The 21,305-nt window shown below is 62.2% G+C and carries 22 protein-coding genes and 1 pseudogene; 11 read left to right on the top strand and 12 right to left on the bottom strand.

Annotated elements, in window-relative coordinates; genetic code table 11:
• Nucleotides 1–9 precede the first annotated feature (9 nt).
• The 8 genes and pseudogenes from NKH49_RS02655 to NKH49_RS02620 all read left to right on the top strand — a co-directional run bounded on the left by NKH49_RS02655 (nucleotide 10) and on the right by NKH49_RS02620 (nucleotide 5,423).
• A complete protein-coding gene (locus tag NKH49_RS02655; RefSeq protein ID WP_352470547.1) occupies nucleotides 10–441 on the top strand; it encodes a replication initiator protein A in 432 nt (143 codons plus the stop codon).
• A complete protein-coding gene (locus NKH49_RS02650; protein ID WP_352470548.1) occupies nucleotides 438–998 on the top strand; it encodes a S26 family signal peptidase in 561 nt (186 codons plus the stop codon). Before NKH49_RS02655 ends, NKH49_RS02650 begins: the two co-directional genes overlap by 4 nt.
• A gap of 44 nt (nucleotides 999–1,042) precedes the next feature.
• Complete coding sequence (locus NKH49_RS02645; RefSeq protein WP_023674284.1) at nucleotides 1,043–1,369, top strand: DUF736 domain-containing protein; 327 nt, start codon at nucleotides 1,043–1,045, stop codon at nucleotides 1,367–1,369.
• 262 nt (nucleotides 1,370–1,631) lie between these two features.
• Complete coding sequence (locus NKH49_RS02640) at nucleotides 1,632–2,420, top strand: lytic transglycosylase domain-containing protein (protein WP_352470550.1); 789 nt, start codon at nucleotides 1,632–1,634, stop codon at nucleotides 2,418–2,420.
• Nucleotides 2,417–2,668, top strand: a complete 252-nt coding sequence (locus tag NKH49_RS02635; protein WP_352470551.1) for a hypothetical protein — start codon at nucleotides 2,417–2,419, stop codon at nucleotides 2,666–2,668. The genes NKH49_RS02640 and NKH49_RS02635 overlap by 4 nt, the downstream gene beginning before the upstream one ends.
• Nucleotides 2,665–4,407, top strand: coding sequence for a relaxase/mobilization nuclease domain-containing protein (locus NKH49_RS02630; protein ID WP_352612549.1), 1,743 nt, complete (start codon nucleotides 2,665–2,667; stop codon nucleotides 4,405–4,407). The genes NKH49_RS02635 and NKH49_RS02630 overlap by 4 nt, the downstream gene beginning before the upstream one ends.
• Nucleotides 4,408–4,858: 451 nt before the next feature.
• Nucleotides 4,859–5,118, top strand: a pseudogene (locus tag NKH49_RS02625) (CopG family ribbon-helix-helix protein).
• Entirely contained in the window at nucleotides 5,115–5,423 is a 309-nt protein-coding gene (locus NKH49_RS02620; protein ID WP_352849832.1) for a type II toxin-antitoxin system RelE/ParE family toxin, read from the top strand. The pseudogene NKH49_RS02625 and the gene NKH49_RS02620 overlap by 4 nt, the downstream one beginning before the upstream one ends.
• A 187-nt stretch (nucleotides 5,424–5,610) precedes the next feature.
• Here NKH49_RS02620 and NKH49_RS02615 read toward each other — a convergent pair whose 3' ends face one another.
• The 10 genes from NKH49_RS02615 to NKH49_RS02570 all read right to left on the bottom strand — a co-directional run bounded on the left by NKH49_RS02615 (nucleotide 5,611) and on the right by NKH49_RS02570 (nucleotide 17,607).
• Nucleotides 5,611–6,660, bottom strand: coding sequence for an L-idonate 5-dehydrogenase (locus NKH49_RS02615; RefSeq protein ID WP_352612545.1), 1,050 nt, complete (start codon nucleotides 6,658–6,660; stop codon nucleotides 5,611–5,613).
• Nucleotides 6,657–8,063: a TRAP transporter large permease gene (locus NKH49_RS02610; protein WP_352612543.1), complete on the bottom strand. Its 1,407-nt coding sequence runs from the start codon at nucleotides 8,061–8,063 to the stop codon at nucleotides 6,657–6,659. Before NKH49_RS02610 ends, NKH49_RS02615 begins: the two co-directional genes overlap by 4 nt.
• Before the next feature lie 3 nt (nucleotides 8,064–8,066).
• Nucleotides 8,067–8,639, bottom strand: a complete 573-nt coding sequence (locus NKH49_RS02605) for a TRAP transporter small permease (protein WP_352612542.1) — start codon at nucleotides 8,637–8,639, stop codon at nucleotides 8,067–8,069.
• A gap of 144 nt (nucleotides 8,640–8,783) precedes the next feature.
• Entirely contained in the window at nucleotides 8,784–9,758 is a 975-nt protein-coding gene (locus NKH49_RS02600) for a sialic acid TRAP transporter substrate-binding protein SiaP (protein WP_023717039.1), read from the bottom strand.
• Nucleotides 9,759–9,809: 51 nt separating this feature from the next.
• Nucleotides 9,810–10,529 carry a FadR/GntR family transcriptional regulator gene (locus tag NKH49_RS02595; protein WP_352612540.1) on the bottom strand — a complete coding sequence of 240 codons (720 nt, stop codon included), beginning with the start codon at nucleotides 10,527–10,529 and terminating at the stop codon, nucleotides 9,810–9,812.
• 147 nt (nucleotides 10,530–10,676) lie between these two features.
• Complete coding sequence (locus NKH49_RS02590; RefSeq protein WP_352612538.1) at nucleotides 10,677–11,582, bottom strand: DMT family transporter; 906 nt, start codon at nucleotides 11,580–11,582, stop codon at nucleotides 10,677–10,679.
• Nucleotides 11,583–11,670: 88 nt separating this feature from the next.
• Complete coding sequence (locus NKH49_RS02585; protein WP_352612536.1) at nucleotides 11,671–14,271, bottom strand: TRAP transporter permease; 2,601 nt, start codon at nucleotides 14,269–14,271, stop codon at nucleotides 11,671–11,673.
• Nucleotides 14,272–14,326: 55 nt separating this feature from the next.
• A complete protein-coding gene (locus NKH49_RS02580; protein ID WP_352502597.1) occupies nucleotides 14,327–15,280 on the bottom strand; it encodes a TAXI family TRAP transporter solute-binding subunit in 954 nt (317 codons plus the stop codon).
• Nucleotides 15,281–15,373: 93 nt separating this feature from the next.
• Nucleotides 15,374–16,705: an aspartate aminotransferase family protein gene (locus NKH49_RS02575; protein ID WP_352925118.1), complete on the bottom strand. Its 1,332-nt coding sequence runs from the start codon at nucleotides 16,703–16,705 to the stop codon at nucleotides 15,374–15,376.
• Entirely contained in the window at nucleotides 16,702–17,607 is a 906-nt protein-coding gene (locus tag NKH49_RS02570; RefSeq protein WP_352470560.1) for a MurR/RpiR family transcriptional regulator, read from the bottom strand. Before NKH49_RS02570 ends, NKH49_RS02575 begins: the two co-directional genes overlap by 4 nt.
• Before the next feature lie 96 nt (nucleotides 17,608–17,703).
• Here NKH49_RS02570 and NKH49_RS02565 point away from each other — a divergent pair, with 96 nt between their 5' ends.
• Nucleotides 17,704–18,552 carry a beta-keto acid cleavage family enzyme gene (locus NKH49_RS02565; protein ID WP_352470561.1) on the top strand — a complete coding sequence of 283 codons (849 nt, stop codon included), beginning with the start codon at nucleotides 17,704–17,706 and terminating at the stop codon, nucleotides 18,550–18,552.
• 167 nt (nucleotides 18,553–18,719) lie between these two features.
• Nucleotides 18,720–19,112: a GFA family protein gene (locus tag NKH49_RS02560; RefSeq protein WP_352452141.1), complete on the top strand. Its 393-nt coding sequence runs from the start codon at nucleotides 18,720–18,722 to the stop codon at nucleotides 19,110–19,112.
• 379 nt (nucleotides 19,113–19,491) lie between these two features.
• On the opposite strand, the gene NKH49_RS02555 is transcribed toward NKH49_RS02560, so the two are convergent.
• Together NKH49_RS02555 and NKH49_RS02550 are read right to left on the bottom strand one after the other, a co-directional pair.
• Nucleotides 19,492–19,857 carry a DoxX family protein gene (locus NKH49_RS02555; protein ID WP_352470562.1) on the bottom strand — a complete coding sequence of 122 codons (366 nt, stop codon included), beginning with the start codon at nucleotides 19,855–19,857 and terminating at the stop codon, nucleotides 19,492–19,494.
• Nucleotides 19,854–20,219 (bottom strand): VOC family protein, encoded by a 366-nt coding sequence (locus NKH49_RS02550; RefSeq protein ID WP_352470699.1) that lies wholly within the window; start codon nucleotides 20,217–20,219, stop codon nucleotides 19,854–19,856. Before NKH49_RS02550 ends, NKH49_RS02555 begins: the two co-directional genes overlap by 4 nt.
• A 383-nt stretch (nucleotides 20,220–20,602) precedes the next feature.
• Between NKH49_RS02550 and NKH49_RS02545 the strand changes: the two genes are divergently transcribed.
• Nucleotides 20,603–21,274: a helix-turn-helix domain-containing protein gene (locus tag NKH49_RS02545; protein ID WP_352470563.1), complete on the top strand. Its 672-nt coding sequence runs from the start codon at nucleotides 20,603–20,605 to the stop codon at nucleotides 21,272–21,274.
• The last annotated feature ends 31 nt before the right edge of the window (nucleotides 21,275–21,305 follow it).

Genomic DNA, 21,305 nt, shown 5'->3' with positions numbered 1-21,305 from the left:
GCACCGAAAATGCAGTATCGCGAGACCGTTCAGCAGCAATTTGCGCTGTCTTATGTCCCCTCAACCGGCTTCCCTCCACGCGGCACGCGGGACGTCGTGGCGCGGCAGCTCGTCTTATTGGTGAAATCCCGCCGCCTGACACCGATCCACCCTCATGCGGGCGAAGAATCGACCTGCGTTGAGGCGGCAAGTGTGCACGGCATGGGAACGATTTGGAACGCTGCCATCCTGGTCTGGGCTGCGTCGCAAACCATCCACGCGCAAGCCAGGAGATTGCAACCGCGCCGCTTGGTAGCGGCGAAACAGCAGCAAATCCTGACCTTCATGTCGCCGCGTCAACGGCGGCACGTCCACAGCCGGATAGCCGCACGCGAGCAGCCGAGTCCATACACCGGCAAGCGTCGTAAAGCTTTCCTGCTGCGCCCCGGGATCGAGTCATGAGCAAACGCACAAAGATCATCGCCACCATGGTTGGCGGCGCAGTGCTCGCCGCGGCGCCGGCATGGATTAGCCATCCGCCGCTGTCCATCTGGAACGCATCGGCGAGCATCCCCGTCGGGCTCTATCGCGTCCAGCCGGCCGACAAAATCGGTATTGCCAATATCGCCGTCATCATGCCGCCCGAGCCATTGGCGGCCTTCATGGCAAGACGCGGCTATCTGCCGAAAAATGTGCCGCTCCTCAAGCATGTTTTGGCACTCGGGGGCGCAACCGTCTGTCGCCAAGGCACAATGATCATTGTCAACGGCAAGACGTATGGACATGCGCGCGAGCGTGACAGTCGTGGTCGATCCCTGCCCATCTGGCAGGGCTGCCGCGACGTTGCCGAGGCCGACGTCTTCCTTATGAACCCGGGTGCAGCCGACAGTTTTGACAGCCGCTATTTCGGCCCGCTCCCGCTCTCATCGATAGTTGGCCGCGCGGTTCCAGTCTGGACCACGGAGCGCACCACTCCGGTACTGGATATCACCAACGATCCCCTCGCTAGCGAGCCGTGAGGGCTCGGCTCGACGCGCACTAACACTCAGAAAGGAGCACTGCAATGACCCAGATCGGAACCTTCACGCGCAATGATGACGGCTTCTTCGGCAATCTCTCCACGCTAACAATCGAGGCGAAGATTGCCATCCTGCCTGCCGAGAAATCCAAAACCGAAAACGCGCCCGACCATCTGATCTATTGCGAAGGGATGGCGGTCGGTGCGGCTTGGGACCGCGCCGGAGACAAGGCTGGGGATTACCTCTCCGTCTCAATTGACGACCCGTCCTTTACGCAGCCGATCCGCGCCAAGCTGTTTCGGTCCGATGCAGAGAACAGCGTCTGGAGCCTGCACTGGAACCGATCATCGAAGCGCGACGGGCGAGGCTGAACAGATGCTTCTGGAGCCCTTCGACGAATCTTTCTCGCCAACCCTTTTGATCCATTGCGCGCCGGTCAAACCCTTCGACCCGACCGCCCGCGAGGCAGCCCAGAGGGGGCCGGACACTTGCTTGTGGCTGCGGACGCCGATTTCATCACAATTTTGGCAAAGCCGGTTCGATTGGCGAGCCCCTGCCCTTAACGGAAGCGAACACCGTCGCAGGCTGGCGGCGCATCGGTTCTGCGGTCTGCGGGACGCAGCCCACAGAGGCATGACGACGTTTGCCGCATGTGTGATGCTCGGCTTCGTGGCGCCCGAAACTGGTGCAGCGGCTTCCTCTGCTGGTGAACGGCCGGCGCACTCCGAGTCGACGATCTTGTCGGCTGGCCCGTGGTCGCGGCATATCCGGGAAGCGTCAAAACGCTTCGCCATTCCAGAGCAGTTGCTGCGCGGCGTCATGCATGTTGAGAGCGTCGGCGATGTTCGTGCGCTTTCAAGCAAGGGCGCAATGGGCTTGATGCAGATCATGCCGGCGACGTGGCAAGAACTGCGCATCAAATACCGTCTCGGTGACGATCCGTATCAACCGCGTGACAACATTCTTGCAGGTGCAGCATATCTTCGCGAAATGCTCGACAGCTTCGGGCGCAGCGGCTTTCTTGCCGCTTACAATGCCGGTCCTGGTCGGTACACGGAACATCTCTTAACCGGCCGTCCGCTGCCACGCGAGACGGTCGACTACGTCAGGAAACTTGCGCCGCTGCTCGATGGTGCAGTTCTCACTCCGCGGCGCGCGCGGCACGGAAGGGGCAGAGCCAGCTCACTCCGTGCAACGATCTTTCCGCATCCCCATGACATTCGGAACGCCGCTGCATCGGATGGCAATGGTTATGCCGAGACGATCTTTGCGGCGATTCATTCGTCTGCAATGCGGTCGCCAATGGGCAATCCTGTTGCGGACCTGACCGCGATCGAGCCACAGCCGGGTGAAACCGATTTCCAATCGAACCACGCTGGTTCCGGCCTATTCGCTCAGCCCTCTTTAGCCATATCGCAATGATCGCCACGTTCCTCCTCAATTGCATTCCGGCCTGTTCCGTCGCGGAAATTCCGGCGGAAGGGTTGGCTGTGGATGAGAACAGAGAGATTGGCAGGATAAAGGGCCGCGAGGTGCGGCTCGGTTCGGCCGATTGTTTTCCTTACAATTTTCGTCTCATTTCGCAATGTGCTGGCACAATCAGCGATGTGCGCTATTCCCAATTTTTCAGTGTTTCAATGGAAACCGCACCTCGTGGCCGTCTAGCATGAAGCGTGACCATAGCTTTCGCGTCCGCCCTGGTCGCATCCGCTCCCGCGCCGGCCAGCGCGCACGACCCTTCATCTTCCAGGCTCTTGCGGCCACACAGCGCGCCGGCGGTCACCTTACACGCGAGGGTCGGATCACCTCCCCGCGAGCTTCAACGTTTGGCCGCGGCAGGTCAGCGAGCATCCGCGCCAGTCGCCTCATCTCTGACCGGTCACGCGGCGCCGTCGTCAAGACCCGTGTGGTACGGCAGTTCAGAGGGTCTGGGCCACTCGCTACCCATCTCAAATATCTTCGCCGCGAAGGTGTTACACGTGATGGTGAGAAGGCGAGGATGTTCGGTCCCGACACTAAAGATGCAGACCATGACGCCTTCTGCGACCGCTGCAAGGATGATCGGCATCACTTCCGTTTCATCGTTTCGCCGGACGATGCAATGGAGCTCGGCGACCTCAAGAACTTCGCTTGTGACCTGATGGCCGACATGGCGCGCGACCTCGGCACGAGGCTCGACTGGATAGCCGTCGATCACTGGAACACCGAACATCCGCACGTTCACATCCTCGTTCGCGGCGTTGCCGACGATGGCGAGAGCCTTGTCATCTCGCGGGACTACATCCGCCAGGGCATGCGCGATCGCGCGAGCGACATTCTCACCCAGACGCTTGGGCTCCGCACGGACCTCGACATCCGCCGGGCCATCGAGCACCAGGTCGACACTGAGCGCTGGACGCAGCTCGATCGCCAGCTTGTTCGTGACGCCGACCGTCATGGTATCATTGATCTCGCGCCACACCCTGATCGCCGGCCCGACGAGTTCCTGGGGCTCAAAGTCGGCCGGCTGCGGCAACTGGAAAGCCTGGGCCTCGCGAACGAGATCCGTCCCGGCCAGTGGATAGTGGTCGAAGAGGCCGAGCCCACTTTGCGCGCCCTCGGTGAACGCGGCGACATCATCAAGCGCATGCACCGCAGCCTCACTGTGCATGGGCTAGAAAAAGGGACGGCCGACTATGTGCTAGCCGCCGAAAAGATTGATGCGCCCGTGATCGGCCGACTGCTCGAACGCGGCCTTTATGACGAACGGCGCGGCGCGGCCTATGCCATCGTCGATGGCATTGATGGACGCACGCACCACATTCGCTTCCATGACCCTGATGCGGCCGGAGACTCCGACCCGGGCTCGGTCGTGGAGTTGTGCCGCGATGCGAGTGCAAATGGCGGTGGCCGGGTCACCCTCGCGGTCCGCTCCGACCTGTCAATCGAACAGCAGGTCCATGCTTCCGGCGCGACTTGGCTCGATCGCCAACTCGTTGCACGCGAGCCTGCCGAATTCGGTGACGGCGGCTTTGGTAGGGACGTAAGACAGGCACTGCAAGATCGGGTCGACCACCTTGTCAGCCGCGATCTGGCCAGGCGCGAGGGACAGCGCGTCATTCTTGTGCGCAATCTGATCGATACTTTACACGATCATGAGGTGGAATCGCTCGGTGCCCGCCTCGCCGCCCAGACGGGCCTCTCGTTCACGAAGGCTGCCAACGGCGATCATGTGGCTGGGATTTACCGGCGGCGTTTCTCGCTGGCTTCAGGCCGGCTCGCGATGATCGACAATGGACTTGAATTCAAGCTCGTGCCCTGGTCGCCGTCGCTCGAAAAGCGATTGGGTAATCAAGTCATCGGGGTCGTGTGCTCGGATATGGGGGGCGTGGATTGGAACCTGGGAAAGAAGCGCGGCATCGGGCTATGAAGGTTACAGGCGTATGCTCTATCCTGATGCTGGGAAGCCAGCACGATCGCACATTCTATTTGTACCTGCACAGTGAAGCGCCGATTGCCTCGCAAGAAACAGGGACTTTGCGCATCCTCGATTCAGTCTGGCGCCGGCAATCGCGGCACTGGCGCTGTTTGCCTTCGTCTATCACTGGAATAGCTATCTCTGGCCGCTGACCGTTCTACAGGGCAAGGCACACGAATATCCGATCGTCATCAGCCTTAGTCGCCTGCTCAGCTACAACAGAGGCGCTCTAAACACGGGACTGGTGATGGCTGGCGCGACGCTTGCCGTGCTCCCGCCACTGGTGCTCTTCGTCTTGCTGCAGCGCTTCTTTGTGGATTCGATCGTCGGCTCGGCGGTCAGGGGATAATGGATCAGCGGCGCTCTGTGCTAAGGTGTACACAGATCAACACAGGACACCGCTATGGCCGCTAGCACCACTATGACAATTCGCGTCAGTCCCGATGTAAAGGAAAGCTCGACCGGATCGCAACCGACACCCGGCGTAGCAAGTCGTTCCTCGCAGGTGAAGCCGTCGCAGCGTATGTCGATCGCGAGCTTGAAATCATTGAAGGTATCAAGCCCGGCCTTGCTGATGTCGAAGCTGGGCGCATCGTGTCTCATGATAAGGCTATGGCAGAAATTTATGCCGCGATTGATGCCGGCACGGGCCGCAAGGTGTGACGCGAGCCGTTCAGTGGTCTCGCGGTGAGCTGGACGACATCAAGGAACAGATCGCCTATATCTCGCAGGATAATCCGCGCGCTGCGCGCCTGGTAGCAGACCGGATTCTGGACGCAGGGGCCGCGCTTGGGGAAATGGCAACCGGGCGACCCGGCCGTGTATCCGGCACCTATGAAAAGCCTTTGAGCCGCCTGCCCTACATCATCGCTTATGCCGTGACCGCCAAGGGCGCCCGAGAAAGCATTTCAATTTTGCGGGTGATCCACGCAGCGCGCGATTGGCAGGACGAGGAATGGCCGAACTGAACGAAATCTCGTGACGAAGGGCTTTAAGCGCGAGCGGATTTGCTGCCAACAATTTTGACAGCAAGCTGCCGGGTATTGCTCCCGAGTTTAACCGGAGACCTGGGTGGGAGCATATACGTCGAGCCCGTTCTGAGTTTCGTCCGTTCGCAATGAGTTATGGCTGCTAACGATCTGGCAAAACCACGATTCAGTCCGCGGTCAGCACGACCTTGACACTCTGTGAACGGTCGGCGGCAAGTCGGAACGCGTCTGGGGCGCAAGAAAGCGTGCGCTCCGCTGTCATCAGCTTCAGGACGTCCACCTCCCCCGACACGATGAGATCGACCGCCCGGCCGAACTCCGTGCCGAAGCGGAATGTGCCTTTGAGGTCGATCTCCTTGGCCATCACTGCATTGGCAGGCAGCGGGATCTGGCCACCGGGAAGATTGCCGACCTGGACCACCGTGCCGCCGCGCCGGACACTGGCGATCGCCGCGGCAAGGCCGGCGGCAGTGCCTGAAATCTCGAACGCGACATCAAGCGAATCCCCGGCAGCAAGCGCCTGGAGTTCGGCGTCGCCGCCGGAAAGGTCGATCGTCCTGTCGGCGCCAAGCCGGCGGGCGAAGGCGAGCGGCGCGGCGGCGATATCGACGACGGTCAGTTCAGCGCAGCCGGCAAGCCTGGCCGCGAGCATGGTCAAGAGACCGATGGGGCCGGCACCGAACAGGACGACGTTGCGGCCCCTGACGTCGCCCACCCGCGCGACGGCGTGCAGGCTCACCGCCAACGGCTCGGCAAGTGCGGCCGCCTGGTAGGCCACGTCAGATGGAACCTTGAAACATTGCGCGGGCGTGGCGTCGAACAGGCTGGCGAATCCGCCCTGCATATGCGGCGTCTTCGATGCCGAGCCCATGAAATAGATGTTCTCGCAGAGATTGGCGCGGCCTTCCAGGCATCGCGCGCAACGCCCGCACCAGCGCGACGGATTGACCGCGACATGGTCGCCGATGCCGAGGCCGGGCGCGGCGCCGTTGATCTCGACGATTTCGCCTGAGATTTCGTGGCCGAGGACAAGCGGCGAAGTGACGACGAAGTCGCCGGTACGGGCATGGCGGAAATAATGCAGGTCGGAGCCGCAGATGCCCCCTGCCCCAAAGCGCACCCGCACCATGCCTGGTGCCAGCGGTTCAAGCGGACGCTCCACGACGCGCAGGTCCTGCGGGCCGAACAGCGTCGCGGCAATCACCTGACCACTCACCGGATCAAGCCCATCTCGGTCGGCAGCCAAAGCGTGATGGCGGGTATGAAGGTGATCAGAAGCAGCGCCACGACAAGCGGCACCAGCCACGGCAGGATCGCCATGGTGGTGCGCTCAACCGAGAGCTTGGCGACGCGCGACAACACAAAGAGCACCATGCCGAGCGGCGGGTGCAAAAGCCCGATCATCAGGTTGAGCGTCATGATCAGCCCGAAATGCACAGGGTTGATGCCGTAGACGGCGGCGACCGGCAGCAGGATCGGCACCAGAATCGTGATCGCGGCGATCGTATCGAGGAAGCAGCCGACCACCAGCATCAGGATGTTGACCAGGATCAGGAAGACCCACTTGTTTTCGGTGAGCGCGAAAATGAAGTTCGAGAACAGCTGTGCTGCCTGGCTGACGGTGAGCAGCCAGGCGAAGATCGATGCGGCGGTGACGATGAAGAGCACCGAAGCGGTCGTCTCGATCGTGTCAAAGCTGGCCTTGGCAAGCAAACGCAGCGTCATCGTGCGGTAGCGCACCAACCCGAGGAAAAGCGACCAGATCACAGCCGCCATCGCCGCCTCGGTCGGCGTGAACCAGCCCATCGTCATGCCGCCGATCAGGATAACCGGCGTCATCAGCGCCATGACCGCGGAGAAATCGAAATACCAGTCCGCCACGATCAGCACCAGCAGCGCTATGCCGACCGCGATATTGATCGACAGGCCAAGCTGCACCAGCACATAGCAGCCAATCGGAAAGGCAGCCACCACCAGCACCTCGCCCGCCGCTTCGGCCAGCCGCCGAAGCTCGAAGGATGTGTCGGAGCCCCAGCCGCGCCTATAGGCGAAGATAGCGACCGTGATCATCATCAGCACGGTCATGACCACGCCGGGCAGGATGCCGGCCATGAACAGCGCGCCAATCGAGACATTGGCCATCATGCCGTAGATGACGAAGGGCAGCGAGGGCGGAAAGATCGGCCCGAGCGTGGCGGAAGCGGCGGTAACCCCGACCGCGGCGTCGATAGGATAGCCGTGGTCCTTCATCGCCTTGATCTCGATAGTGCCGATGCCGGCGGCGTCGGCGAGCGCGGTGCCCGACATGCCGGAAAAGATCACCGATCCGATGATGTTGACCTGCGCCAGGCCGCCTTTCATCCAGCCGACCAGGGCAAGGGCGAAGGAATAGATGCGCCCGGTGACGCCGGCGATGTTCATGAGGTTGCCCGCCAGGATGAAGAACGGAACGGCGAGCAGCGGAAAGCTCTCCACCCCGGCGATCATGCGCTGGGCCGCGATGATATCGGGCGCGACGCCGTAGATGACGAGGTAAAGGATCGAGGCGGCCGCCATCGAAACGGCGACCGGCACGCCGATGAGCATCAGGACAAGAAAGCCCCCGACCAGAAGCAGCATCGCTCAGACCCCCGCCGTCTCGAACGCGCCAGGACGCTCGAGCACCGAATAGCCGCGCCTGTAATTGCCGATGAAGACCTGGATCGAGCGCAGAAGCATCAGCACGAACCCGGCCAGTACGGCGTAGAAGAACCAGCGCCGCGGCAGGTTGACGGTGACCATGCGCTCATGCGCCACGATCGTGACGTAGCGCCACATCAACCAGGATCCGTAGCCGAAGAATGCAATGCGGATAACATCGACGGCGAGCGCCAGCCAGCGGCCGACGCGCTCCGGCAGATAGTGGTAAAGCACGTCGACATGGATATGGCGCGAAAGGCGCACGCACATGGCGGCGCCCAGAAAAACGACGACGACGAGCGCGTTGATGGCGATCTCCTCGGTCCAGGCAAGGCTGTTGTTCAGCGCATAGCGGGTGAAGAACTGCAGGAAGACACACACGACCATGCCCCAGAAAACGGCAAGCGTGATCCAGTCCTCGACGCCGTGGTCCGACAGGTCGACGTGTACCGGCACCTCCTCGAAGGCGTGCGCGATCTCTTCGACGGTGATCTCGATGTGGTGTTCCTCGGCCATCGGCGCGGGCTCCCGAAGCTGGTGGGTCGTCAAGGATTGAAAAGGCCGTCCGGCGCAATTTGGAGCCGGACCGAAGAGCAGGTTAAAGCAGCAAATCCGATTGCCGCTCTATCCTCTTGATCAAGCATCTGATTTCCCGGTGCCCTACTTAATGGCGCGGATCGCTTCCCAATCGGCCTTGTTGTAGCCGAACTCCTCGAAGGTGACCTTCTCCAGCACATTCTTCTCGAAGTCGGCACGGTCGACATCGGTTACGCTGATGCCGCGGTCCTTGAATACCTGCACCAGTTCCTTTTCGCGGGCGACGATCTTTGCCGTGGCGCGGGCGGCAGCCTCCTGCATCACCTCGGTGAAGATCTTCTTGTCCTCATCGGAAAGCGAGGCCCAGCGCGACGCCGATATGATGGTGTTTAGATGATCGACGATATGGCCAGTGAGCACGATGTTCTTCTGCACCTCGTAGAATTTCTTCGCCTCGATGGTGGTCAGCGGATTCTCCTGGGCCTCGACCGTGCCGTTCTGCAGGGCCAGATACACCTCGGCGAAGGCAATCGGCGCCGTGTTGGCGCCGCAGGCACGCGGCATGGCCAGATAGGCCGGCACGTCGGGAACCCGCATCTTCAGGCCCTGCATGTCGGAGCACTTGGCGATCGGCCGATTCGAGGTGGTCTGCCGCGTCCCGTAATAGGTGGTGGCGGCGATGTGATTGCCGGTCTTGTCCTCATAGCCCTTGGTCAGGGCCTTGTAGACGTCGCTCTTGGTGTATTTCAGCAAATGGTCGGCATCGCGGAAAGTGTATGGGAAATAGGTGACGCCGATCGGTGGATATTCGCGCGCCGCGAAGCTCGATCCGGAAATGATGATGTCGACGGTGCCGAGCATCAGGCCCTGGTTGATGTCCGCTTCCTTGCCAAGCTGCGAGGCCGGATAGACGTCGATGGCGTAGCGGCCCTGGGTGCGCTTCTTGATTTCGTCGGCCGCCCACACGGATTCGGTGTGGAAGGGCTCCGTCGTCTCGTAGACATGTGCCCATTTCAGGACCGTTTCCGCCGAGGCCGACGCCATGGGTATGGCAATTGCGGCGATCGCACCGAGCAGAACTGCGTATTTTCTCAGCATCTAATTCCTCCCTGGTTGAACTTGACGGCCGGATCTCCCCCCGGCCAACTGCTATTCCGCAACCTCCTTGGCTGCGGCTCTCTCATCGAAATTGCGTGAGAATCTGATTTGCGACTGGCGCAGATGCTGCTGCATGGCGGCCTTGGCCCGCTCGGGGTCGCGCGCGGCAATTGCATCACGCACGGCACGATGTTCCTTTGCCGCGACCTGCCAGGAATCGCTGGTCTCGAAATAGATCGACAGGCGTTCGAAGTACGGGTTCATGCGCTGGTCGAAAAGCTCGCCGATGAAGCGCACCAGCACCGCGTTCTCGAGAATGCCGGCGACAGCGGTGTGGAATTCCCGGTCGAGCGCAATGGTCATCTTGTTGGGGTGACGCATGGCCTCCATCCGGCGCAGCACGTCGTCGAGCCGTTCGATATCTGCAGGCCGGACATGGAGGGCCGCTTCGGCGGCGATCGCGCCTTCGACGAATTCGCGCGCGCGCAACAGCTCGAACGGGCCTTCCTCGACTTCGGGTTCGGAGGCGGGGGCGCTCGGCGGATCGGTGACGTAGATACCCGAGCCGACGCGGATGCGTATGCGGCCTTCGACCTCCAGCGCTATCAGCGCTTCACGGACTGTCGGGCGGGAAATTCCGAGCTGGTCGGCCAGATCCCGCTCGGTCGGCAGGCGGTCGCCCACGGAAAACTCGCCGGCATCGATCAGCTGCCTGAGCTGATCGGCGACCTGTCGGTAAAGCCGGCGTGGTTCAACGGCCTGGATCGGCATGTGCGTTTAGTTCCCTCCCGGGCCAACCCTGGTACATTGGTCTGACCCATTGACCGCAGCTTAGACAGAGGACGCGGAGAGTCAAGCTCGATGGAACCGTGGCCCGCACAACCGGAACGCGGCGGCATTGCGCAAGCATTCCATGCGTCAGCGCCGTCCCCCGCGAATGACCAGGACGTTCCCGGCGGCGACGAGGGCGAGCCCGGCGACCGCGTAAGCGGTCCAGGCATAGCCTTCCAGCGCCGTGGAGATCAAAAGCGCAAAGACGGGAAATATGACGGTCGCATAGCCGGCGCGGGCGCCGCCAATGCGTCCGAGCAGCGTCAGGTAGGCGGCGAAAGCCATGACCGTCGATATGACGGCGAGGAAGACCAGCGAGCCGATATAAGAGGCGGTCGTCGCGAACACGAACGGCTCACCAAGCAGGAAGGCCAGCAACGCCGACCACAAAGTGCCATAAAGCATGCCCCAGGCGCTCGTTGAAACGAGCGGCAGGCCGCGGCGCTGGTTGGCGACGGAGACGAGATTGCCGGCGCAGAAGCTCAGCGTGCCGCAGAGGCACAGAAGAAGACCCACCAGCGTGCCGCCGGAAAGCCCGTTGGCGGCGATTTCGGGAAAGAACATCAGCGCTATTCCGGCGAAGCCGATGGTGCCGCCGGCGAGAATGCGCGGCGCCGGGCGCTCGCCGACGACCAAGGCAGCGAGCAGCATGTTGATGACCGAGGCGAGCGAGAAGACGACCGAGAGCAAGCCGCTGACGAGGTAGCCGGCGCCGTAATAGAAAAACAGGAAGTTCGACGAGAAGATGAGGATGCCGAGCACAGCAAAGCGCAAATGATCGGTGATCGGAAAGCGGAGCCGCCGACCGGAAAAGCCCGCCCAGGCAAACATCAGCAGCGTGGCGATGGCGAAGCGCCAGACCAGATTGACCTCGTTCGACACGCCGCTGCCGACCTGAAGTTCGATCGCGAACCACGATGCGCTCCAGGCAATGACCGTCAGCGCGTAAAGCCCGTAGTCGACCGGTTCGAAGGGGCGGTCGCGCGTCGTCATGCGCATTTCCACGTTAGCCGGTTCCGCCGCGCCGTTTGGTTCTCTTGTTACTGACATGCTGGCCAACACTCTTCCGCTCACAAGACGCTTACAGACCGATTGTCCTCCTTCGCCGCTTCTGAACCCAGAAGACGAGACCGAGCAACAACAGGGCCGGGATGGTAAACCAATAGCGCGATGGCCGTTCCGCAGGGACTAGCACCTGGTTGATTTCGTCGCCGGGCTGCAGGCCGAATTTGGCTGCCTGGCTGCCCAGTCGCACGACGCCGACCGTCACGCTATCGCCAAGCGCACTGACGTCCAGGCCCGCCGCCTTCAGGCGTTCGGCCGATGAATTTGCAGGCCCGAGCTGCAGCCGAACCAGCTTCGATATCTCATCGCCGTTGAGGTTCAGTGTCGTCAGGCGCAAGCGAACCGCGCCTGCCTCGGCCGTCTCGTCGACGATACGGCTGAGTTCGGTGGCGGGTACTGCCCGATACGGTTCACTCACCTGATCGAGCAACAATCCCGGCCTGAATAAGATGAAACAGGCCACAAGCAACGCAATCGTCTCGTACCAGCGGTTGCGCACGAGCATCCAATTCTGCGTCGCTGCTACAAACGAGACCATGGCCAGCGTCGATGTCGCCACCATCGCGACGAAATCGAACGGACCTTCGAGATCGACCATCAGCAGTCCGGTGTTGAAGATGAAGATGAACGGCAGCAGGCCGGTACGGATCTCGTACTTGAAGCCCTGAATGCCGGTCTTCACCGGATCGGCGCCGGAAATTGCAGCAGCAGCATAAGCTGCCAGACCCACTGGCGGCGTCACGTCCGCCATCAGCCCGAAATAGAAAACGAACATGTGGACGGCGACCAGCGGCACGGCAAGATCGTTCTGCGCCGCCAAATCGACGATGACCGGCGCCATCAAGGTGGCGACGACGACATAGCTCGCAGTGGTCGGCATGCCCATGCCGAGAATGATGCAGATCACCGCGGTGAACAAAAGCATGACGATGAAGCTGCCGCCCGAGATGAATTCGACCAGCTCGGTCATTACCAGCCCGATGCCCGTGAGCAGAACCGTGCCGACGATGATGCCGGCCGTCGCAGTGGCAATGCCGACCGTCGTCATGTTGCGTGCGGCGGCGGACAGCCCACCGACCAGATCGTCGAAACCGTGAAGCCAATGCTGCGCCAGCGCGCGGTCCTTGCGGAAAAAGGCGGTGAGCGGCCGCTGCGTGACGATCAGCGCCATAAGGGCGACAGCGCCCCAGAATGCCGACAGGCCGGGCGACAACTCCTCCACCATCAGGCACCAGATCAGCAGGATCACAGGCAGCAGAAAATGCAGGCCGGTGCGTGCCGTCTCGCCGAAGTGGGGAATCCTGACGATCTCGCCCTCCAGATCCTCCAGCGGCAGGTCGGGATAACGCGCCCGGTAGGCGACAAGGCCGATGTAGACGGCGATCAGCGCGGCAGTGATCATCCAGGTCGCGGCCGCGCCGAAAACGATCTTCGTCCAGCCAATGCCGTAATAGACAAGCCCTGCGAGGACGATGAAACCGCATACGCCCATCAGCCCGCGCAGCGCGCCCTGAAATGCGGAGTGCGTGCTGCGTGACGGCAGGCCCTTCATCCCCGTCTTCATCGCCTCGATATCGACGATGTAGAACAAGGAGCCGTAGGTCAGCAGCGCCGGATAGAAGGCGTGCTTGACCACCTCGGCATAGGAGATGCCGACATATTCCGCGATCAAGAACGCGGCGGCGCCCATCACCGGAGGCATCAGCTGACCATTGACGCCGGCCGCGCATTCGATGGCGCCCGCCTTCACCGCAGAATATCCGACCCGGCGCATCAGCGGGATGGTGAAGGTTCCGGTGGTCACGACATTGGCGATCGACGACCCGGAAATCATGCCGGTCAGGCCGGAAGCCACGACACCGGCCTTGGCCGGACCGCCGCGGTATCTGCCGAGCAGCGAGAAGGCAAGCTGAATGAAAAAGCCGCCGGCGCCGGCGCGCTCCAGCAATGTTCCGAACAGAACGAACATGAAGACGACGTTGGTGGACACACCGAGGGCAACACCGAAGACCCCCTCCGACGTCAGCCACATCTGCGAGGCTGCGCGCGATAACGTCGCGCCCTTATGGCCGAGCAGGCCAGGTAGGTGAGGCCCGGCAAAGATATAGATCAGCATGCTCGCCGCGATGACGGTGATGGCAGGCCCGACGGCGCGACGGGCGGCCTCGAGCAGGATGAGGACGCCGGCGATCGAGACGACCAGGTCAGCCGTAGTAGGAAGACCCGGCCGATGGGCGATATCGCTGTAAAAGACCAACAGATAGAGGGCGGACGCCGCCCCGGCGATGCCTAGCACCCAGTCGGGCAGCGGCACCCGGCTGCGCGACGAGGTCTTGAAGGCCGGAAACGTCAGCATCGCCAGAAACAGGGCGAAGGCCAGATGGATAGAGCGGGCGATGCCGTCGCTGACGACACCAAAATTGAGCATGAACGGAAGGGACGAGGCATACCAGAGCTGGAACAGCGACCATGCCAGCGATACGCCGAGGATCAGCTTCGCGGTGCGGCCGGTCGGCTTGCGCCCACCGGTGTCGGCCTCGGCGACGATCTCGCTAAGCTTGTCAACGTCGATAACGGGTTGGTCAGGCCCTGCCGCCCGCTGGCTTTGATCTGTCATCGTTCCCCACAATTATTTGCAATGCGAGGCGCCTGTGGCGCCTCGCATTGAAGGCCTAGAGCCACCCCTTCTCCTTGTAATAGCGCTCCGCGCCCGGATGCATTGGCGCCGACAGACCGGTCTTGATCATCTCCTTGGGATCGAGATTGGCGAAAGCCGGATGCAGTTTCTTGAAGTCGTCGAAATTTTCGAAGACCGACTTCACCAGTTCGTAGACCACCTCATCGGGCGTGCTGGCATTCGTCACCACGGTCGCGCGGACGCCGAATGTCGTCACGTCGTCCGGATTGTTGGCGTACATGCCGCCCTTGATGGTGGCGACTGAATAGTACGGATGAGCTGCCAGCAGCGCGTCCACTGCCGGACCGGTCAGCGCGATGAGTTTGGCACCACAGGCCGTGGTCGGATCCTGGATCGCCGCGGAAGGATGACCAACGCCATAGAAGAAACCGTCGATCTTGTTGTCGCACAGCGCGCTGCCCTGCTCGTCCGCCTTCAGCTCCGCGGCAAGCGAGAAATCGCCGAGCGTCCAGCCCATCTGCTTGAGCAACTCCTCCATGGACGAGCGGGTGCCTGACCCGGGATTGCCGACGTTGAAGCGTTTGCCTTTGAAGTCCTCGAATTTGGTGACGCCGGCGTCTGGCCGCGCCAGCACGGTAAACGGCTCGGGATGGACAGAGAACACGGCCCGCAGATCCTTGAACGGCTTGCCGTCGAAATTTCCGGTCCCCTCATAGGCCTGGTACTGGACGTCCGATTGGGTCAAGCCGAAATCGAGGTCGCCCGTCTGGATGGAGTTGACGTTGAAGACCGAACCGCCGGTCGACTCCGTCGAGCATCGGATGCCGGTTTTCTGCCGGTCCTTGTTCATCAGTCGGCAAATGGCGCCGCCGACGGCGTAGTAGACGCCGGTGACCCCGCCGGTGCCGACCGTGACGAAGCGCTGCTCGGCTCCGACGGATGGCAGCGCCAGCAGCATGCAGGCCGCCGCGCCGATCAGGGTTTTCATTGAACTGTACATGGTTGCTACCTCTCTGGTGGGTGTCCCGGCCCGTCGCCGATGACGCGTTGGAACTGGTTGAGGCGGTCCGCGTCGTGCGGCTCAGGCCGCTGAAGCGATCGCAGCGTCGATCGCCTCACCGAGCCGTTCGACGATCCGATCGATATCCTGTTTGGAAATGATGAATGGCGGCGCCACAAGCACATGAACGCCCCGCACACCATCAATCGTCCCGGCCATCGGATAAATCATCAGGCCGCGGGCCATTGCTTCGCGCTTGATGCGGGCGTTGAGTTCAAGCCTCTGGTCGAATGGTTCCTTGCTGGCGCGATCAACCACCAGCTCGATTCCCCTGAATAGACCCCGCCCGCGAATGTCGCCGACGTGATGGTGGTTATCGAAGCGTTGGTGCAGGCGTTCGTCCAGCTGCGCGCCCATTGCGCTGACGTTGTCGAGCAAACCGTCACGCCGGATGACCTCCTGCACGGCAAGGCCGGCCGCCGCTGCCATTGGATGGCCCATATAGGTATGTCCATGCTGGAAGAAGCCCGAGCCTTGGGCAAAGGCATCGAATATATGCCGGCCGAGCAGCACCGCGCCAATCGGCTGGTAGCCACCGCCGAGTCCCTTGGCGATGGTCAGCAGGTCGGGAGCGATGCCGTCCTGCTCGCACGCATGCAGCGTGCCGGTACGGCCCATGCCGCACATCACCTCGTCGAGAATGAGCAGCACGCCGTAGCGGTCGCAAATCGCGCGAATGTGCTTGAAGTAGTCCGCGACCGGCGGCACCGCGCCGAGCGTGGCACCCACCACCGGCTCGGCGACAAAGGCGATGACCTCGTCCGGGCCGAGTTCGAGGATCTTGTCTTCGAGCTGCTGGGCGGCGCGCGCCGCATAGGCTTCGTCGCTTTCGCCATGCTTTTGATAGCGATAGGCGTAACAGGGGTCGATATGGTGGGTCTCGATCAGCAACGGCCTGAACTGGGCGCGCCGCCATTCGTTGCCGCCGGTGGCGAGAGCGCCGAGCGTAGTGCCGTGATAGCTCTGCCGGCGTGCGATGAGATGGCGCCGTTGCGGCTCGCCTTTCTCGACAAAATATTGCCTGGCCATCTTGAGCGCGGCCTCGACCGCCTCCGAGCCGCCGCTGACCAGATAGACGTGGTCCAACCCTTTCGGCGCGTCCTCGACCAGCCGGTCCGCCAAGCGCTCCGCCACCTCGGTGGTGAAGAAGCTGGTATGGGCGTAGGCGATGCGGTCAAGCTGGGCGTGCAGCGCGGCAATCACGTCGGGATGGCCGTGGCCGAGACAGGACACGGCCGCGCCGCCCGATGCGTCGATGTAGGACTTGCCCTCTGCGTCGAACAGTTCGATGCCTTGGCCGCGAACGGCGACCGGCAGCGTCGAGTGGATGGTTCGATGAAGAATGTGTGTCATCGACGGTCCCTCAGGGGCATTTTCTTCGGCGCACGCTGGTTCAGGTGGGTCTTGAGGGCGGCGCCCTGCTCATCGAAGCGTCGCAGCGATTCAACGGCGCCCTCGCCTGCCTGTCCTGCGACAAGAGCACCGAGGATCTCAGCAACGATGAAAGCTGGCGTCATGGTGTGGAAAAAGGACGGGCTGCCGGTCGGCACGACGACCAGGTGATCGGCAAGCAGCGCCAAGGGGGCTACCCCGCTGTCGGTGATCGCAATGACCGGTACGCCGCGGCCGGCAGCATACTCGACAAGCTCGATGGTGAAGCGCGTGTAGGGCAGGACGCTGGCGGCGATCAGCACGTCGTCCTTGGTCGCATGGGCCAGAGCGTCGCCATCGGTTCCGCCGATGCCGTGCAACAGCACCGACTTCTCGCCGATCAGCGACAGGATGTAATGCAGATGCCAGGCCACCGCATGGCTCGAGCGCAGGCCGAGGCAATAGACGCGCCTTGCCGCACTCAGCGCCCTGGCCGTCTCGACCAGACGGTGGATCGACCTGCTTTCGGCGAGATGGGCAAGCTGGCTGGAAATCGAATCCAGAATATCGGCCGCCAGCGCGTGGTCGCCCTTGAGCTTTTGGCTGGCCACCTGAAGGCCCGCCTTGCCGGCGAAACCGATTTCGCCGTCCCGGATCGCGGCGGCGTAGATATCGCGTACCGCCTCGTAGCCATCAAGGCCGAGATGCTGGGCCAGCCGCGTCATCGTCGCCGGCTGCACTCCTGCGTGCCGGGCCTGCTCGCGCATGGACAACAGCGCGACATCATACGGCTTGTCAAGGACATAGCGCGCAGCGGACCGAAGCTGCGCCGACATGCCGTCGAAGGCAGTGACGATCTGTCCAGCAAGCTCTCCCTGGTCCATGGATATTGCTAGCTCGCCAGCCCAGCGATTGCAACGTCTGTTTCAGTGTGATCAAAGATTGATTCATATGAATCTTGTCGCTCACAGAACGTCCCCATGAAGCCGGCCACTGGTCTCGACCGCATCGCCATAGCCGTCGCCCCGAATGGGGGACGTCGCAGCAAGGCCGACCATCCGGCGATTCCACTGACACCAGCCGAACTTGCGAGGACGGCCGCGGAATGCGCCGATGCCGGTGCGGCTATGATCCACGTCCATGTCCGCGACAGAAGCGGCAATCATCTGCTCGACCCCGACGCCTACCGCCAGACGATCGCCGCCATCCGCGGTGCTGCCGGCGACCGCTTGATAATTCAGATCACCTCCGAAGCGCTCGGTATCTATTCGCCGGCCCAACAGATGGCCGTCGTACAAGATGTGAAGCCGCAAGCTGTCTCGCTGGCGCTTCGCGAAATCGTTCCTGATGCCGGATCGGAACTCGCCTGTGTGCGCTTCATGGCCTGGCTGCACACCGAGGGGGTTGCGCCGCAGATCATCCTCTATTCGCCCGAGGAGGCCGTCAGGCTTTCGGACATGCAGCAGCGCGGACTGATCCCCTGGGCAAGCATACCGGTTCTCTACGTGCTGGGCCGATACACGCCGGGACAGGCGTCCGTTCCTGCCGATCTCCTGCCATTCCTCGCGGCGAACATGCCGCGCTTCGACCATTGGAGCGTCTGCGCCTTCGGCCGCAACGAAGCGGCGTGCGTGACCGCCGCCGCGTTGCTTGGCGGCCATGTCCGGGTCGGCTTCGAAAACAATCTTTTCCTTCCGGACGGCAGCATAGCCTCGTCCAACGCCGAACTGGTAGCGACCGTCGCACGCATACTCGCCGACTGCGGCGTCAAGATCGCCTCGGCCGCCGAGTTGGCGGCTCAATGGAACGCGCCGTTTCGTTCCATATGACAAACCAAAGCCTATTTTCGGCGGCAAGCTCGCGCAAGACATAGAGAGGCGGCTGCAATGTCATCGCCACGGAAGAACGACGTGTCCCCGCCCGCGGCGCGGCGATTGCAACAACAGTGCCGGTCGTTGTAACCATTCCGGCCGCTTGATATTGGAGGAGACGCAGCATGGACCGATTCACCGGCGGTTGCCTGTGCGGCAACGTCCGAATTGTCGCGTCAGGGCGCCCATACCGGGTCGGCCTTTGTCACTGTCTCGACTGCCGCAAGCATCATGGCGCCCTTTTTCACGCTTCCGCGATTTTTCCTGAGGATGCGGTGACGATCGACGGCGAAACACGCGACTACGCCGGGCGGTTTTTCTGTCCCCGCTGCGGCTCCTCCGTTTTCGGACGCACCGCAGACGAAATCGAAGTAAACCTGGGGTCCCTGGATGCGCCTGACCAGCTGATGCCAACCTACGAAAGCTGGATCATCCGACGCGAGTCCTGGTTGCCGCCGTTTCCGCTCACCAGACGGTACGAGCGCGATCGTGACGCCACGGGTCGCTTTGAGGAATAGGTCGCAGGAACGGTGCCGAGGAGGCAACGACATCAGAACATGGATTTTCACAGGCCGCCTGCTCACGCCGCTAAAATGTGAACTTGCATGCTTACAAGGTGCGCTGCCTTCATCCACATTGCCCCATGGGCATTCGTGAGCGCCTAAGGCGACCCGTGACAGCCAAGGCGCCGGACCTTAGAGGAGGATCGCAGGGGATGGGATTCATCGTCGCGATCCTGACGCAGGCTTTGTACAGAGCGCCGCGTTCAAAGCTGGCCGTTTAGGAGGTCACGCCGGAAGATCGGCCTTGCGGAAGCCATCAACGAAATGCCCAAGCAGCGCAGCGTCGTGGAATGGCTCTGTCGTGGTCCAGTGGCCCGCCGCCTCGAAACGATGATCACAGGCTAGTGGTCGCGGCGACAATCAACCCGCCCAAGACGGCGACATTGATGGTGAAGCCGGTACGAAGCGCTTCGCGTTCATCGCCGCTGTAGCGCCAGAAGTTGAGCGCCATGAACGACGCCGCAATGGTGAATACGGCCAAGGTCGCGGCGGGAAAGGGTCCACCAAGGCCCGCTGCTAGGCAAAAGCCGCCTGCGATCTCCAGCACCGATCCGGCCGCGAGAAGAGGCCTGGGAGCAGGAAAGCCCCGCTCGGCCAGGGACGCTGTAACTGCCCGGAACCTGAGGAAATGCTCGGCGCCCGCCCAGATAAAGACGCCGCCGAGCAAAACCAATCCAAGGTGGTGGAGGAACGCGATCATTCCTTGCTGCCGTCCTCGGTGTAAACCGCTAGCTCGTAACCATCCGGATCCGCGAAATGAAAGCGCCGGCCGCCGGGGAACCCATAAATCGGCCTGACGATCGTGCCTCCCGCTTCCTCGACCCGCTTGACCGTTGCCGGCAAATCATCGGCATAGAGAATGACGAGCGGGCCTCCTCCGGACCTCGCTGGGCCAGCGGCGAAGCCACCTGACAAGCGCCCGTCGTTGAACTCGCAATATTGCGTGCCGTAGTCAGTGAAGGTCCAGCCGAAGGCCTTTCCGTAGAAGTCGCGTGACCGCTGAATGTCTTTCACGTTGAATTCGACGTAGTCGATCCGTTGATCGTTGTTGTTGCTCATGATGCATACCTCTCGTGTGATGTACGACGGCGAAAGATAAGCACGCATCTCGCCTGCCGGATTGAACAAAACGGCCATCGACGTATGGCTTCACACGGCGCCGCCGAGGCGATGCATCTGACATGATTATTCACCTACCCTCTTCCTTCCGGCCGGAAGAAACAACCGATTCTTGCAACCGTTTTCGATTGGCAGACGTTGTCGGTCGTGCAGATTGTTGTCTCGAGCGACGGCGGGCGCAGCCACTGCGTCGTAGGTTCACCGCCGGTAATCCGAAGAGGAGCGAGATGAGCGATCCCGTCCCAGCGCAGGCAACGGGTTCATTTCAGCAACGTCCAGCGTCGGCGCGGCTTCACGGGAGCTTTGCTTCGGTGTGGGCGCATCGAATGGACCCGGCGGGCGCACCGCCAATCGTCGTCATGCCCGATGCAACGATCGACCTGCAATGGATCGGAGGCAGCTTCCGAATTGCCGGCCCCGACAAGGAGCCGCAGACCGAGGTCCTGGCGGCAGGCGAGATCGTGATCGGCTTGCGCTTTCATCCTGCCACGGCGGCGGCATGGCTCGGCGTGCCACAAATCGAGCTTGTCGGCCAGAGGCTGTTGCTCGACGATTTATGGGGCGCGCGAGCCCGGCGCCTCGCCAGCCGCGTGCGCGCAGGCGACAATCTCGAGGATCTGGCCTGTTCGCTCGAACAGGTCGTCGCCGAGGAGGCGGCCTCCCGCGCGCCAGACGTTCCCATGCAGGCGGCATATCGCCTGATCGAGCGCGGGCCGCCACCCGACGCGCCGCTCGTCCCTTGGTTGATGCGCGCACTCGAGATGAGCGAAAGGACGTTGCGCCGGCGCTTCGACGAGAGCTTCGGCTATGGCCCCAAGACGCTTGACCGTATCCTCCGCTACCAGCGCTTTCTGCGGCTTTCGAGCCAATCAAACAGCGCCACGGCCATCCTGGCAGCCGAGGCGGGCTATTCCGATCAGGCGCATCTTGTCCGCGAGAGCCGACGCCTGACGGGAAGCACCCCGCGACAGATTCATCACCTGCTGCAGAACGGGTGAAACCACGTCGCGCTCTTCATTGGCCGTTTTG

This window comes from Mesorhizobium sp. M1088 (assembly GCF_040318575.1).
Lineage (GTDB): Bacteria > Pseudomonadota > Alphaproteobacteria > Rhizobiales > Rhizobiaceae > Mesorhizobium.
This window is presented reverse-complemented; position numbering and strand designations above follow the sequence as displayed.